The organism is uncultured Caulobacter sp. (genome assembly GCF_937900395.1).
GTDB lineage: Bacteria > Pseudomonadota > Alphaproteobacteria > Caulobacterales > Caulobacteraceae > Caulobacter.
In genome coordinates this window covers 1-15,410 of the sequence record NZ_CALCDX010000062.1, presented here as the reverse complement: position 1 = coordinate 15,410, position 15,410 = coordinate 1, and the positions used below count along the sequence as shown (strand labels likewise).

Below are 15,410 nucleotides of genomic sequence, written 5' to 3'. Positions count from 1 at the left end.
ATTTTGGCTTGTCATACTCTAGCGAGACGGTGATCGCCACCTACGACGAAACATCGACTTGCCGCCAATCTGACACCGGTTACCATGTCACTGATCTTTTCTTTTGGCGATCCCCGCCCCGAGGGCGAGACTTCACGATGACTGATGCGCTCCAGCCGCAACGCGAATCGATCCACCCGGTCGACCCGCGCGACCACGTCGCTACGTCGCTGCGTGACATCGCGCTTGGCGAGGCCGTGGACTTCCATGGCCATGCCATCGTTGCGCGCGCGGACATCCCCAAGGGCCACAAGATCGCCATCCGCGCCGCCCAGGCTGGCGAGGACGTGCTGAAGTATGGCTGGCCGATCGGACGCGCCGTCGTCGATATCGCCGTGGGCGATCACGTCCACGTCCACAACGTCGCCACCCGCCTTGAGGGCGTCGAGGACTTCGCCTGGACGCCCGCCCAGCCCGAACCTCGGCAGAAGGCGACGCCGCGCACCTTCCAGGGCTATCGGCGCAAGAACGGCCGGGCGGGCACGCGCAACGAGATCTGGGTGCTGTGCACCGTGGGCTGCGTCGCCAACACCGCCCGCCGCATCGCCGAGAAGGCCAACCAGCGCTTCGCCGGCCGCGTCGACGGCGTCTTCGCCTTTCCCCACCCGTTCGGCTGCTCGCAGCTGGGCGATGACCTGACCCACACCCGCAAGCTGATCGCGGCCTTGGCCAGCCACCCCAACGCGGGCGGCGTCCTGCTGCTGGGTTTGGGCTGCGAGAACAATCAGCTGAAGGCCCTGCTGGAGAGCGCGCCGGAGATCGATCGCGACCGTCTGCGCAGCTTCACCACCCAGATGGTCGAGGACGAGCTCGAAGATGGCCTCGCCGCTGTCGAGGCGCTCGTCGAGATCGCCGAGCGCGATCGCCGCGAGCCGATCCCCGTGTCCGAGCTGGTCGTGGGCCTCAAATGCGGCGGCTCGGACGGCTTCTCCGGCGTCACCGCCAATCCGCTGGTCGGCCGCATCGCCGACAAGGTCGCCGACGCCGGCGGTACGCCCGTGCTCACGGAAATCCCCGAGGTGTTCGGCGCGGAGGGCGTGCTGCTGTCCCGCGCCGCCAGCCGCGAGGTGTTCGACCAGGCCGTCTGCGTGATCGACGACTTCAAGCGCTACTTCATCGACAACAATCAGCCGATCTATGAAAACCCCTCGCCTGGCAACATCGCCGGCGGCATCACGACGCTGGAGGAGAAGTCCCTCGGCGCGGTGCAGAAGGGCGGCCGCGCGCCGCTGGTCGAGGTGCTGCGCTACGGCGAGCGGGTCGGACCGCACGGCCTGACCCTGCTCGAAGCGCCTGGAAACGACGCGGTCTCGTCGACGGCCCTGACGGCGGCGGGGGCCACGGTGATCCTGTTCACGACGGGACGCGGCACCCCGCTCGGCTTCCCCGCCCCGACCCTGAAGATCGCCTCGAACTCGGGCCTCGCCCAGCGCAAGCCTGGGTGGATCGATTTCGACGCGGGCCAGGTCTTGGCCGGCGTTGCGATGGACGACGCCGCGAACGCGCTGATGGACCTCGTGGTCGAAACCGCTTCCGGCAAGCCGACCAAGGCCGAGCTGAACGGCGAACGCGAGATCGCCATCTGGAAGTCCGGCGTGACCCTTTAGAAATTGGTCAAGCCAATTGTCACCGAGGCCAGACTACAGCATGTAGACGGCCTGAACGTTCCTTCGATCTCTAGGCGCTTCCCTTGACCGCTTCCTCCGAGACCTCTTCCGCCCTGCGTCTGAGCGCCACCAGCTATCCCGGCGCGATCCCGGGCGTCGCCTTGCCCGCCTATGACCGCGACAAGGTTCAGATTGGCGTCGTTCACTTTGGCCCGGGCGCCTTCCACCGCGCCCACCAGGCCTTCTATTTCGACCAGTTGCTGGCCAAGGACTCGCGCTGGGGAATCTGCGCCGTCTCGCTGAAGAGCCCTGGCGTCCGTGACGCCCTGGAGCCTCAGGACGGCCTCTACACCCTGGCCCAGCTGGACGCAGAGACGACCTTCCGGATCATCGGCTCCATCCAAGAGGTTCTGGTCGCGCCGGAGGATCCGCCGTCGGTCTTCGCCCGGCTCGCCGCGCCGGCCACCCGCATGGTGACCCTGACCGTGACCGAGAAGGGCTACACCCTGTCGGCGGAGGGCGGGCTCGACGAGAGCCACCCCGATATCGTTCATGACCTGGCCCATCCCCGCGAGCCCAAGAGCGCCGTTGGCTACATCGTCGAAGGCCTGCGTCGACGCCACGCGGCGGGCCTGGCGCCCTACGCCGTGGTCGCTTGCGACAACCTCGCCGACAACGGCTGGCGCCTGAAGGCGGCCGTAGTCGCGTTCGCCGCCAAGCTGGACGCCGACCTCGCCGCCTGGATCGAGCGCGAGGGCAGCTTCCCGCGAACGATGGTCGACAGCATCACGCCGGCCACGGACGACGCCTTGCGCGCCCGGGTGCTCGCCGCGACCGGCCTGGAGGACGCCTGGCCGATCCAGCGCGAGGCCTTCACCCAGTGGGTGGTCGAGGATGTTCTGCCGGCTGACGCCCCGGACCTCGCCAGCGTTGGCGTCATCCTGACCGATGACGTCCGCGGCTTCGAACGCGCCAAGCTGCGGCTGCTGAACGGCGTGCACTCCACCCTCGCCTATGCCGGCATCCTGCGCGGCCACGAGACGGTGTTCGAGGCGGTCAGCGATCCCGTGCTGGAAGCCCTGGCGCGCGACATGATGGTCAAGGACATCATTCCGACCCTGACCGCGCCTCGCGGCCTGGATCTGGCCCAGTACGCCGAGGCCATCCTGGCGCGCTTCCGCAATCCCGAGATCCGCCATTACTTGTCGCAGATCGCCTGGGACGGCTCGCAGAAACTGCCCTTCCGCATCCTCGGCACGCTGACCGAGGCGCTGGACGCCGGCCGTTCGATCGAACGCCTGGCGATCCCGCTGGCGGCCTGGATGCGGTTCGTGGCCCTGCGCGCCAAGGCCGGCGAAGCGATCACCGATCCCCTGGCCGAGGCGCTGACCGCGCTCGGCGTCGCCGCGACCGGGGAGGCCAAGACCGACGTGGCGGCCTTCCTGGCGCTGGACACCGTCTTCCCGGCGGCGCTCGTGGGCAACCCGACCTTCGTCGCGGCGCTCGAGAAGGCTTACGCCGACCTCGGCTAGCGGGTGACGCCTCTGGCGGTCAGCACCGGCACGACGGTGCTGACCAGGATCTTCAGGTCGAACAGGAACGAGCGCCGGCGCAGGTATTCGGCGTCGAGCGCCACCTTGTCCGGAATGGCCAGCTCGTCACGGCCGTTGATCTGCGCCCAGCCGGTCACCCCCGGCCGCAAGACATCGACGCCGGCCGCCCTGCGCGCCGCGATCAGGTCGTGCTGATTGAACAGCGCCGGACGCGGGCCAACCAGGCTCATGTGACCGACCAGCACGCTCCACAGCTGGGGTAGCTCGTCCAGGCTCAGCTTGCGCATCAACGGCCCGACCGGCGTCAGCCAGCGATCGGGATCGTCGAGCAGATGGGTCGCGACCTCGGGCGTGTCGATCCGCATGGTGCGGAACTTGGGCATCGGAAACAGGGACGAGCCCTTCCCCACCCGCTGCGACCAGTAAAGGCCCGGACCAGGCGACGTCAGCCGCACCAGCAGCCATAGCGCCAGCATCGGCGCGCCCAGCACGATCAGGCCGACCGCCGAGGCCAGCAGGTCAAACGCGCGCTTCAAGTCGAACGTCCGAAATTAGCCGAGGTCGCCGCTGGCGGCGTCGAGCAGCAGATAGGCCCGCCCAGCGTCCGAGGACAACAGCGCCGCCATCAGGAAGCCTTCGCGATCCTGCCCGGCTGCCTCCTCGACCATCCCGGCATAGCGCTTGATGAAGCGCTCGGCGTTGCCCTTGAGGGTCGAGTCGGAGAACAGGCGGCGAACCAGGCGACGAATGGCGGCCGGCGCTAAACGCTTGACCACTTCGCGAGCGCCGCCGGCGTCGCCCGTCTGCAAGGCGGCGGCGATCTCGTCGATGCGCGGACGCGGCAGAAGGGCGTGCGGATCGATGCCCATGGCCGTGATCTCGGCCGCCAGCTTCTCGCCCAGGGCGGCGTCGCCCGGCGAACTGCTCTCGATGCCCGACAGCAGGTTGCGCCAGCTCCAGCCGCCCTGCCCTTCGCCGTCGTCGGCGGGGGGCGCGGCCTTACGGCTGCTGGCTTTCTCGAAGACCGATCGGAACTCCTCGTCCGTCGCGGTCGGCGTCAGGCGCAGGCGGCGGCGATCGTTCGGGGCGTCTCCTTCGTCATCGAATTCCGCCATCGGCAGAGGCTGGGGCTGGGACGGCTTGGCGGCCGCTGGGGGCGGCGGAGGCGCGGCGCGGCCCTTGGCGGCTGACGACGAAGCCGCCCGGGCCGCGACCGTCGACACGCCCGCGGCGGTGACAGCGCCCGCCGCCTCGCTGAGCATCTCGTAATTGCGGCGCACGCGCTCCTGGAACGCCTGATCGATGGCGGCGGTCTCGTCGGCCGTACGCCGCACGGCGTTCATCAGCTGCTCGACGCCCTGCTCGATCGAGACGCGAACCTCGGCGGCCTTCATCAGGGCTTCCGACGGCAGTTCGGCGGTGCGCTTGCCGATCTCCGACAGCATCGCCTCCAGTTCGTCCAGCGTGCCGCGCGCCGCTTGCACCGAATCCGCCAGCTTCTGGGACGTCCGCGCGCCGGCCTGTTCGACCATCTGCGCCGAGTGCTCGATGATGTCGCGCGCCTCTTCCATCCGGGACTCGAAGACCGCATCGGCCTTCTGACCGGCGGCGAAGGCGATCTCGTTCAGTTGGTCGACGCGGCTGCGAGCCGCCTCGACCCGCGCTTCGACGCCTTGAGCCGCCTTGAGGGCCGCGTCGGCCATCGCCTCCATCGCTGCCTTCAGCTCTTCCTCAAGCAAGGTTCGCTGGTTCTCGGCGACGTCGCCAATCATCTCGAGCGTCTTCTTGGTCTCTTCCGCCAGGGCGTCCTGACGCGCCTTGGCGCTGTCGGCCATCTCGCGGAACTGGTCGGCGGCGGAGCTGATCAGCCCGCGCAGGATTTCCGCGCCCATCGCGGCTTGGTCGGAGAGCTCGGTGGCGCCCACGCGGGTATAGGCGACAAACTCGGTGAGCTGCGCGGTGCGGGTCTCGGCCTCGGCGGCGAAATCCTCCTGCTCGGAGCGCAGGGCCTGGCTGACTTCAAGCAGGGCGGCGCGCTGGGCGGCCAGGGTCTTCTCGACGGCCGCGACCTGGTCGCTGACGCCCAAGCCGGCGCTCTCCAGGCGAGCGACCTGACGCGACAGGTCCTCGGCCCCGACGCGCGCCGCGTCGGAAGCTTCCGCCGCGGCGGCGGCGAGGTCGGCGGCGCGAGCGGCCAGGGCCGCCTCGGCTTCGCGCAACTGGGTCTCCGCCAGATCGGAGGCCTCGGCGACCATGCGGGCTTGGCTGCCGATGGCGTCGACCACCGCCGTGGAACGCGCGTCCAGCGACTGCGAAAGAGTCTCCATCGCCGTGCGTTCGTGGCCGAGCCCCTGCGCGAGCTGATTGGCCATTCGGGCCGACTCGGCGGCCGCCTCGGCGAGACGCGCGGTCTCCTCGGCCAGGGCCTCGCGGAGGGAGATGATGTGCTCGCGGGCGCGCTCGGCGGCGGCGGCGGCTTCATCGACGCCTTGGCGCATGGCGTCCACGGCGCTGGAGGCGCCGACGGCGGCCAGGGCGGCGGGCGTTACAATGCGGTCCGTCGCGGTCCGCGTCCGGCGCAACTCGTCGGAGATCCCCGTCGCTTGCCGCAACAGATAGGCGCCCAGCAAGGTCATCAGAGCCGGGCCGATCGCCAGGCTGGCGAAGACCGTGAAGGCGAAACCCTCGACCTGAAAGGCCGGCACGCCTCGAGCATAGCCGAACGCAAAAGCGATCGGCGCCAAAGCCCAGAGGGCGGCGATCGCCGAGGCCAAGGTCCAGAACAGCGCGCCAGACATGCGACGCGGCGAATCTTCGGTCTCGAGCGTCACCGGCGTGGAGCCCGGCGGCAGGCGAAGATCAAGCGCAGCGTCGCGCTTCTCCGCCTTGGCGGGCGCGGCGCGCTCGGGCTCGGCGATCGGCGCCAAGGGCTGAGAGACCGACAGCGACGGCGCGGGCTTCAGCTCCGGTTCGGCGAAATTCTTGGGCTGTTCGGGCTCGGCCTCCCGTCGGCGTCGCGACCGCACGGTCGTCGGCGGCGGAACATCCAGATCGTCGTTCAGGGTCAGCGGCTCGGCGGAGGCTGGTTCGATCACAGGATCGGAAAACGACGTCGATTCGGGAAGCTCGGGCGCGACGCTGCTCTCTTCCACGGGAGGAGCCGTCGGCGTCGCGGAGAAATCGAACGGTTGTCGCTTCTTAGGCTTCATACACAGCCGGAGTCCCAGGGCGTCGGCGGGGGGCGCTGAGACAGCCTTCGCGCGCCGGCCCCTCCTTCGCGTGTCGGATGAACCTAACGGTGAAAAGCCTTGACGAAAAGCGGCTTTGGTTGCGTTCGCACAGGTGCGACGCCTAATCGCGGCTTAAGCGGCCTTGGGCGTGGTCGAGGGCGCGGCGGTCGGGACCGGCTGCGGCTTGGCGGCTTCCGCGCGCGGCGAGCGCGCCACGGTCTTCACTGCGTGGGTATGGTTGGCTTTGCGGGCGTGCGTCTCCGTCGCCACGCCAAACTGGCACAGCGCGAAAGAGGACAGCCAAACGACCGCCACCGCCAACATTTCAGCCAAGAAGGCCATGACCCGCCTCAAAACCCGATAGCGGCGTTATGCGAGACTCTCGCGCGTCGCGCGAGTGAAAATTCCGTCATGAACGCCAAAGCTTGCGAAGGTGTGGCGCCAATCCAACTGACAGCGCCTCCAGATTTCCGGCGTTGCCGCCCGTGTCGGCGAGGCCTAGGTCCCACCATAGGTTCGCCGCTCTTCTCGACCAGAAGGGCTCCGGACATTTTTCCCTTTGCGGAACCTCGCCTTGGCCCTTACCGAATTCGCACCCGCAGCGCTCCCGCCGGAACCGATGAAGACGATTGAGATCTCGCCGGCCCGCCTGACGCACCTCCAGCGCTTGGAGGCCGAGAGCATCCACATCCTTCGGGAAGTGGCGGCCGAGTGCGAACGCCCCGTCATGCTCTACTCGATCGGCAAGGACAGCGCGGTGATGCTGCACCTGGCCGCCAAGGCCTTCTATCCCAGCAAGCCGCCCTTCCCGCTGCTGCACGTCGACACGACCTGGAAGTTCCGGGACATGTACGCCCTGCGCGACCGGATCGCCTCCGAGTTGGGCTTCGACCTGATCGTCTACAAGAACCCCGACGCCGAGGCCCGCGGGATCAACCCGTTCGACCACGGCAGCGCCCTGCACACCGACCTCTGGAAGACCGAGGGCCTCAAGCAGGCGCTGACCAAATACGGCTTCGACGCGGCCTTCGGCGGCGCCCGCCGCGACGAGGAGAAGAGCCGGGCCAAGGAGCGGGTCTTCTCGTTCCGCTCGGCCGAGCACCGCTGGGACCCGAAGAACCAGCGTCCTGAGCTCTGGAACCTCTACAACACCCGCAAGCATCCGGGCGAAAGCCTGCGCGTCTTCCCAATCTCCAATTGGACCGAGCTGGACGTCTGGCAATACATCCACCTGGAGAACATTCCGATCGTGCCGCTTTACTTCGCGGCCGAGCGACCGGTGGTCGAGCGCGACGGCGCGCTGATCATGGTCGACGACGACCGCTTCCGCCTGCGCGACGGCGAAGTCCCGCAGATGAAGAGCGTCCGCTTCCGCACCCTCGGCTGCTACCCGCTGACCGGCGCGGTCGAGAGCGCGGCCGCCACCCTCCCGCAGGTCATCCAGGAAATGCTGCTTACCACCACCAGCGAGCGCCAGGGCCGGGTCATCGACCATGACCAGTCCGCCTCGATGGAGAAGAAGAAGCAGGAGGGCTACTTCTGATGGCGCACCAGTCCGCCCTGATCGCCGAGGATATCGAAGCCTATTTGCACCAGCATCAGCACAAGTCGCTGCTGCGCTTCATCACCTGCGGCAGCGTCGACGACGGAAAGTCCACGCTGATCGGCCGTCTGCTGTACGATAGCAAGATGATCTTCGAGGACCAGCTGGCGGCCCTCGAAGCCGATAGCAAGAAGGTCGGCACTCAAGGCGGCGCGATCGACTTCGCCCTGCTGGTCGACGGCCTGGCCGCCGAGCGCGAGCAAGGCATCACCATCGATGTCGCCTACCGCTTCTTCTCGACCGAGAAGCGCAAGTTCATCGTCGCCGACACCCCCGGCCACGAGCAGTACACGCGCAACATGGTCACCGGCGCCTCGACCGCCGACGCGGCCGTGATCCTGATCGACGCCCGCAAGGGCGTGCTGACCCAGACCCGTCGCCACAGTTACCTCGTCAGCCTGCTGGGCATCCGCAACGTGGTGCTGGCGGTGAACAAGATGGACCTGGTCGGCTGGGACCAGGAGGTCTTCGAGACCATCGTCGCCGACTACCGCGCCTTCGCCGACCAGATCGGCCTGACGGTCTTCACGCCGATCCCGATCTCGGGCCTGGGCGGCGACAATATCGCGACCCGCAGCGACGCGACACCGTGGTTCGAGGGGCCGATCCTGATGGACTGGCTGGAAGGCGTCGAGGTCGAGGACGACCTTCAGGCCAAGGCCTTCCGCATGCCCGTGCAGTGGGTCAACCGCCCGAACCTCGACTTCCGCGGCTTCTCGGGCCTGATTGCCTCGGGGACGATCAAGCCCGGCGACCGCATCCGCGCCCTGCCCTCGGGCCGTGAGAGCCGCGTGTCGCGGATCGTCACCCTGCCCGGCGACCTCGATCGGGCGGTGGCCGGCCAGTCCGTGACCCTGACGCTGGAGGACGAGATCGACATCTCGCGCGGCGACGTCATCGCCGCCGCCGCCGCCCCCGCTCCGGTCGCCAACCAGTTCGAGGCCACGCTTGTCTGGATGGACGACGAGCCCTTGCCGCCGGGCCGCGCCTATCTTCTGAAGCTGGGCGCGCGCACGGTCGGCGCCAGCGTCACCGACATCAAGCACCGGGTGAACGTCAACACGCTGGAGCACACGGCCGCCAAGCGGCTGGAGCTGAACGAGATCGGAGTCTGCAATCTCTCGCTCGACCAGGCCATCCCGTTCGAGGCCTATGCCGACAACCGCCAGATGGGCGGCTTCATCCTGATCGACCGCCTGTCCAACCGCACGGTCGGCGCGGGCATGATCAACTTCGCCCTGCGGCGGGCCGACAATATTCACTGGCAGCACACCGACGTCACCAAGGTCTCGCGCGCGGCCCTGAAGTCCCAGCGCGGCCAGGTGGTCTGGCTGACGGGTCTGTCGGGCGCGGGCAAGTCGACCATCGCCAATCTGGTCGAGAAGCGCCTGCACGCCCTGGGCCGCCACACCTATCTGCTGGACGGCGACAACGTCCGCCACGGGCTGAATAAAGACCTCGGCTTCACCGAGGAGGACCGCGTCGAGAACATCCGCCGGGTGGCCGAGGTCGCCAAGCTGATGGTCGACGCGGGCCTGATCGTGCTGACCGCCTTCATCTCGCCGTTTCGGGCCGAGCGCCAGCTGGCGCGCGACATCCTGGAGCCGGGCGAGTTCATCGAGGTCTTCGTCGACACGCCCCTGGCCGTGGCCGAGGCGCGGGACGTCAAGGGCCTCTACAAGAAGGCCCGCTCGGGCCAGCTGAAGAACTTCACCGGCGTCGATAGCCCCTATGAGGCGCCAGAAAGCCCCGAGCTGCGGATCGACACCACCGCGATCGATCCCGTCGAGGCGGCGGAGCGGATCGTGGCGTGGCTGGAAGGCCGCGAGATCGACTACACGATCTGACGCCCCGAGCGTGATAGCCGAAAGTGGATGCCGGTTTCGGCGACTATCACGCTCGCAGCTCAGAATCGTAGCCTGTCGTTAGACAGGCTACGGGACTGGCGGGCCAGGACGATCGCGCCGATCAGTCCCAGACCCGCCATGCCTGCCGTGGCCAGATAGCCAAAGGGCCCAAACGCGTCGAACAACGGCCCCGACGCCAGGGTCGCGATGCCGAGCGTGAAGCCTGACGACAGGGCCGAGTTGATCGCCTGGGCCGGCGAAGCCGCCGATGGCGGCGCCAGCTTCTCGATCAGGCGCAACGAGGCCAGGAACGAGGCCGCGAACGTCAAGGCGTGCAGGGCTTGTAGGGGGAACAGCGCCCACAGGGGCGGCTGGAACGCATAGGCGGTCCAGCGGACCACCGCCGCCAGGGCGCCGAGGACCAGGAACCGCTCGGGGCCCCAGCGACGGCGCAGGGGTTCGAGGAAGAACATGAAGCCCACCTCGACGGCGACGCCGACGCCCCAGAGCACGCCGATCATCGGCTCGCTGATCCCCTGCTTGCGCCAGAGGATGGCCGAGAAGCCGTAGTAGAAGGCGTGCGCGCCCTGGATCAGGCCCGCCGTCACAACCGCCAGCACGAAGGTGCGGTTGCGCATCAGGTCGCCCAGCCCCTTCCAGCGCTCGGCCCGGCCCGGCTTGGCCCCCTCGGCGTGAACCCGCTCTGGCGGCACCATCCAGGCGGCCGCCAACGCGCCGATGAAGCAGGTGGCGACGATCCAGAGGGCGATGATCGTCGGCGCGGCGAAGGTCAGGATCGCGCCCATCAGCAGGTTGGCGGCGATGAAGGCGCTGGAGCCCGTGCCGCGCGCCAGGCCGTAGTTGAAGCCCTCGACCCGCGCCCGTCGCAGGGTGATCACATCGATGAGCGGCGAGACCGTGGACATCAGGGTCTGGCCGACGAACCAGGCCAGGACCAGCCACAAGAGGTTATGGCCCGCCAGCAGACCCGCATAGCCAAGGCCCGCGCCGATCAGCAGCAGGATCATCGGCGTGCGCCGCAGCTTGAAGCCGTCGGCCCAGACCGCCAGCGCCGGACCCGTGAAGGGCTTCAGCAGCAGCGGCACGGCCAGGATCAAGCCGATCGCGCCGCCGCTCATGCCGCGATCGCGCAGGAAGGTCCCGGCGTAAGGCAGGCTGACGCCCGAGACCAGGAACAGCGAGGCGTAGAACAGGCAGAGCCGGACCAGGGTCGGGAGGCCCCTCCCCTCGGTCGTGTTGTCCGCCCCCGCCGTCACCCTATTCCGCGCCGCCGAAGCGGGCCGTCCACTCGGCGATCTGGTCGTCGTCGATCTTCTTAAAGAGGACATCGGGCACCGTGATCGCCTGGCCGACGGTCAGCTTGGAAAGCTCGGCGGCGGCGTCGTTCGACGGCCACGCCGCCGGGAAGTCCAGGCTGAACGCCTCGCTGATCTTCTCGGCCGCGAACGGGATGAAGGGGGCCGAGATCTTGGCGTACAGCGCCGCCAGGTTCAGGGCCGTGCGGACAATGAGGGCGGCGCGGTCGCGATCAGTCTTGATCGCGGTCCACGGCGCGGCCTCCTGCAGGTACTCGTTGCCGACCACCCACAGCGCCCGCAGCGCCTGGGCGCTCTTGCGGATCTCGATCGCGTCCATCTGCTCGGCGAGGTCCGCCAGGCGCGCCGAGACGTCGGCGAACAGCTTCTCTTCCAGCGGGCCCGGCTGACCGCCCTCGGGCACGACGCCCTCGAACTTGCTTTCGGTGAACTTCAGGATGCGGTTGACGAAGTTGCCCAGCACGTCGGCCAGGTCGCGGTTCACGGCGCTGGCGAACTGCTCCCAGGTGAAGGCCGTGTCGCTGCCTTCGGGCGAGTTGGCGGTCAGGTACCAGCGCCACAGGTCGGGCGGCAGGATGTCCAGAGCCGCGTCCATGAAGACGCCGCGCTTGTTCGAGGTCGAGAACTTGCCGCCGTACCAGTTCAGCCAGTTGAAGGCTTTCAGCATGTCGACGCTCTTCCACGGCTCTTCCGAGCCGAGGATGGTCGCCGGGAAGCTGACCGTGTGGAACGCGACATTGTCCTTGCCCATGAACTGGACGTAGCGGACGTCATCCGCGCCCTCGTCGGTGCGCCACCAGCGCTTCCAGTCGCGATCGGGCTGAGCTTCCGCCCACTCCTGGGTCGCGGCGATGTATTCGATCGGGGCGTCGAACCAGACGTAGAAGACCTTGTCCTCGAAGCCGGGGCGCGGGACGCCGTCCTTGGCAACGGGAATGCCCCAGGCCAGGTCGCGGGTAATGCCCCGATCGATCAAGCCCTCGTCCAAATGCTTGTAGGCGATCGAACGCGCCAGTTGCGGCCAGTCGGCGTGGCTGTCGACCCAGGCGCGGATCTTGTCCTGCATCTTGGTCTGCAGCAGGTAGAGGTGCTTGGTGTCACGCACCTCGATGTTCCGCGAGCCCGAGATCACCGAGTACGGATTGATCAGGTCGGTGGGGTCCAGCAGGTTGCCGCAGTTGTCGCACTGGTCGCCGCGCGCCTTCTCGAAGCCGCAGTGGGGGCAGGTCCCCTCGACGTAGCGGTCGGGCAGGAAGCGCTTGTCGTCGACCGAATAGACCATCTGGTCGACCCGCTCCTCGATCAGACCATGATCCTCCAGGGCCTGGCAGAAGTGCTGGGTCAGGCGATGGTTCTGCGGCGACGAGGAGCGGCCGAACCAGTCCCACGACAGTCCAAAGGCGCGGCCAACGTCATGCTGCAGCACGTGCTGCTCGGCGCAGTAGGTGGCGACGTCCTGGTTGGCGGCCGCCGCCGCCAGCTCAGCCGGCGTGCCATGCTCGTCGGTGGCGCAGATGTAGAGCGTCTCATGGCCGCGCGCCCGCTGAAAGCGCGCATAGACGTCGGCCGGCAGCATCGACCCCGCCAGATTCCCCAGGTGCTTGATGCCGTTGATGTACGGCAGGGCCGAGGTGATCAGGATGCGAGCCATGCGGGCGCGGCCTTTCGGGCAAGTCGGACGAAGCAAAGAAGCGTCCGCATATAGAAGGGTCGGGCCGCGAGGGAAAGGTTTGGCGACGGCGCATGCCTTCGCCGCTTCACGCGATCGCTCGCTGAAGGTGTTGGGGAGGCGACGGAGCGGCCGGGCGAACCCGGAGACCGTATGGTTTGATTTGCGTTTCGGCTCGTCGACCGCTCCGCCAGGCTGTTGTTTCCATGAGGACGGCGGGCGTGAGCGTTATCTGCTCGGGCCTCCGTTCCCCCCGGACGGGCATGGACCAACTGGATCGGCTCTACCGTCTCCAGCTCGGCGATCCACGATAGGCGGCTTTATCGATCACCGCCCTGTCGCTCCGCTCTCGGCCTTGTCCCGCCTCGCCCCGCCACCCGCGCGCGCTCCTAAAGAGTAAGCCACGCGACCTGCCGAAACGGACGGGGACCAAAAACGGCCCCGCTCAGCCTATCCCCGCCGCCGTATTGGGCCGGATCCAAACGCCCTCCCCCGCGACGGGGACAGCTCTGAGTATGGCGGCAGTTTCAACGCGGATCACAGAGCGGCGCGTAAAAGTGACAAGCCGTTGAAATCGCTGGGTTCGATTTCGTCTACGCGGATCATGGAGCGCCGCGAACGCTCGTACTCGCCCCCTCCGCGCCTACGGCGCTCCTCCCCCGGAGGGGGAAGAAGGCTCGCGTTCCCTTCCGCCCCTTCCGGGGGGCGGACGACCTGCGAAGCAGGTCAGGTGGGGGCCTGCGGCGGCGGCCGGCTTAGAACACCACCGCCAGCGCCGCGACGCCCGCCAGGCCGGCGACGAAAGTCACCAGGAGCGGCCCGGCCGCCTTCGCGCCCGCCGAGCCGCGCGCGATCGTGAAGGCCAGGCCCGCCTTGACCAGGGTGTTGGCCAGGATCGGGGCGGCCAGGATCAGGCCGGCGAGCTTGGGGGTCAGGCTTCCCGCGGGCAGGCGGCTCATGGCGATGATGGCCGCGTCGACATCGACCATGCCTGAAATCCCCAGAACGGTCGCGAGGCCCGCGCCGCCAAAAGCCTGCATAGCCCAGCGGCCAGCTAGCGTGATCACCATCACCAGGCCCGCCAGCAGCAAGGCGGGCCCCAAGTCGAAGGGGTTGCGAACCGATGGCGCGGGGCCATCGCTCGTAGACGCTGACTTCATTCGTAGCGCCCAGCCGACATAGGCCGCGCCCACCAGACCCGCTGGAACCGCCACCAGCGCGAAGGCCGACAAGGCGAACGGCGCGAGCACGGCGACAAGGACCAGCACCCGCACGATCATGACTGTCGAGGCCAGGGCGATCCCGGCGACCAGCACCGTGGTCTCGCCGTCCGACTTGCGAATGCGCGCGGCCATGGTGGCGGTGACGGCGGTCGAGGAGACCACCGCCCCGACCGCAGCGGTCGCCAAGACGCCCTTCTCGGCGCCCAGCCTGCGACTGGCCGCATAGCCGATCAGCGACAGGCCCGAGACCAGCACGACCACCATCCAGATTTCGCGAGGGTTCCAGGCGTCCATCGGCCCGAACGCGTGGTTGGGCAGCAGCGGCAGGATCGCCAGCGAGATCAGGGCGAAGCGGACGATGGCCTGGAGTTCGAGCTCACTAAGCCCTTCGACCCACTCATGCAGCCGCTTGCGCTGCGCCAGGATCAAGGTGGTCAACGCCGCCAGGACACACGCCAGGGTCCATTGGCCGGCGGCGGCCAGGGCGCCGAGGCCCAGGGTGATGATGCCCACGACCGTGGTGGTGGCGCTGAGGTCGTCCTTGGCGGCCGCGCGCGCATAGCCGATCAGCAGGGCCGCGGCCGCCGCGATCAGGATCGCCGACCCGATCAGCGGCGAGACCCGCGCCGTCGCCTCCCCTGCTACGCCGCCGGCTAGGCCCAACAGCGCGAAGGTGCGAATGCCCGCGACGCGCGCGCCGTCTGGTTCCGCCCGGTGCGACCAGCCGCGCTCGACGCCGATCAGCAGCCCCAGCGCGAACGCCAGGCCCACGCCGGCGAAGGGCGACAGGGCCTGAATCCATTCCGACAAGGGCGTCGCCTCCGCTGCTACAGCGGGATGTTATCGTGCTTTTTCCAGGGGTTGGAGAGTTCCTTGCCCTTAAGGCTCTTGAGGCCGCGCACGATCCGGCGGCGGGTGCCGTGGGGCATGATCACGTCGTCGATATAGCCGCGCTGGGCGGCGACGAACGGGTTGGCGAAGGCGTTCTTGTACTCGGCCTCGCGGGCGGCCAGGGCCTCTGGGTCCTTGGCCTCCTGGCGGAAGATAATCTCCACCGCCCCCTTGGCGCCCATCACCGCGATCTCGGCGGTCGGCCAGGCGTAGTTCAGGTCGCCGCGCAGGTGCTTGGAGCTCATCACGTCATAGGCGCCGCCATAGGCCTTGCGGGTGATGACGGTGATCTTCGGCACGGTGGCCTCGGCGTAGGCGAACAAGAGCTTGGCGCCGTGCTTGATCAGCCCGCCGTACTCCTGCTTGGTGCCCGGCATGAAGCCCGGCACGTCGACGAAGGTGATGATCGGG

The 15,410-nt window shown here is 68.3% G+C and carries 11 protein-coding genes; 4 read left to right on the top strand and 7 right to left on the bottom strand.

Features of this window, described 5'->3' with window-relative positions:
• Window positions 1–137: 137 nt before the first annotated feature.
• On the top strand, window positions 138–1,646 hold the full coding sequence (locus tag Q0379_RS05595; RefSeq protein ID WP_299005442.1) for an altronate dehydratase family protein: 1,509 nt from the start codon (window positions 138–140) through the stop codon (window positions 1,644–1,646).
• Between the two features lie 83 nt (window positions 1,647–1,729).
• Window positions 1,730–3,178 carry a mannitol dehydrogenase family protein gene (locus Q0379_RS05590; protein WP_299005439.1) on the top strand — a complete coding sequence of 483 codons (1,449 nt, stop codon included), beginning with the start codon at window positions 1,730–1,732 and terminating at the stop codon, window positions 3,176–3,178.
• Here Q0379_RS05590 and Q0379_RS05585 read toward each other — a convergent pair.
• The 3 genes from Q0379_RS05585 to Q0379_RS05575 all read right to left on the bottom strand — a co-directional run bounded on the left by Q0379_RS05585 (window position 3,175) and on the right by Q0379_RS05575 (window position 6,771).
• Window positions 3,175–3,735: a sugar transferase gene (locus Q0379_RS05585; protein WP_299005436.1), complete on the bottom strand. Its 561-nt coding sequence runs from the start codon at window positions 3,733–3,735 to the stop codon at window positions 3,175–3,177. The genes Q0379_RS05590 and Q0379_RS05585 overlap by 4 nt on opposite strands.
• A gap of 15 nt (window positions 3,736–3,750) precedes the next feature.
• Complete coding sequence (locus tag Q0379_RS05580) at window positions 3,751–6,408, bottom strand: polar localization protein TipN (RefSeq protein WP_299005433.1); 2,658 nt, start codon at window positions 6,406–6,408, stop codon at window positions 3,751–3,753.
• A gap of 153 nt (window positions 6,409–6,561) precedes the next feature.
• A complete protein-coding gene (locus tag Q0379_RS05575) occupies window positions 6,562–6,771 on the bottom strand; it encodes a hypothetical protein (RefSeq protein WP_299005430.1) in 210 nt (69 codons plus the stop codon).
• Between the two features lie 232 nt (window positions 6,772–7,003).
• Here Q0379_RS05575 and cysD point away from each other — a divergent pair, with 232 nt between their 5' ends.
• Window positions 7,004–7,972, top strand: coding sequence for a sulfate adenylyltransferase subunit CysD (gene cysD / locus Q0379_RS05570; protein ID WP_299005427.1), 969 nt, complete (start codon window positions 7,004–7,006; stop codon window positions 7,970–7,972).
• A complete protein-coding gene (cysN, locus tag Q0379_RS05565; protein ID WP_299005423.1) occupies window positions 7,972–9,879 on the top strand; it encodes a sulfate adenylyltransferase subunit CysN in 1,908 nt (635 codons plus the stop codon). The genes cysD and cysN overlap by 1 nt, the downstream gene beginning before the upstream one ends.
• Before the next feature lie 59 nt (window positions 9,880–9,938).
• On the opposite strand, the gene Q0379_RS05560 is transcribed toward cysN, so the two are convergent.
• The 4 genes from Q0379_RS05560 to Q0379_RS05545 form a co-directional block, all read right to left on the bottom strand.
• Entirely contained in the window at window positions 9,939–11,156 is a 1,218-nt protein-coding gene (locus Q0379_RS05560; protein ID WP_299005418.1) for a major facilitator superfamily domain-containing protein 6, read from the bottom strand.
• Window position 11,157: 1 nt separating this feature from the next.
• Window positions 11,158–12,867: a methionine--tRNA ligase gene (gene metG / locus Q0379_RS05555; protein ID WP_299005415.1), complete on the bottom strand. Its 1,710-nt coding sequence runs from the start codon at window positions 12,865–12,867 to the stop codon at window positions 11,158–11,160.
• Window positions 12,868–13,640: 773 nt separating this feature from the next.
• A complete protein-coding gene (locus tag Q0379_RS05550) occupies window positions 13,641–14,918 on the bottom strand; it encodes an MgtC/SapB family protein (protein WP_299005412.1) in 1,278 nt (425 codons plus the stop codon).
• A 17-nt stretch (window positions 14,919–14,935) separates the two neighbouring features.
• Window positions 14,936–15,410: carboxyl transferase domain-containing protein (locus Q0379_RS05545; RefSeq protein WP_299005409.1), on the bottom strand; the 475-nt coding region annotated here is incomplete at its 5' end.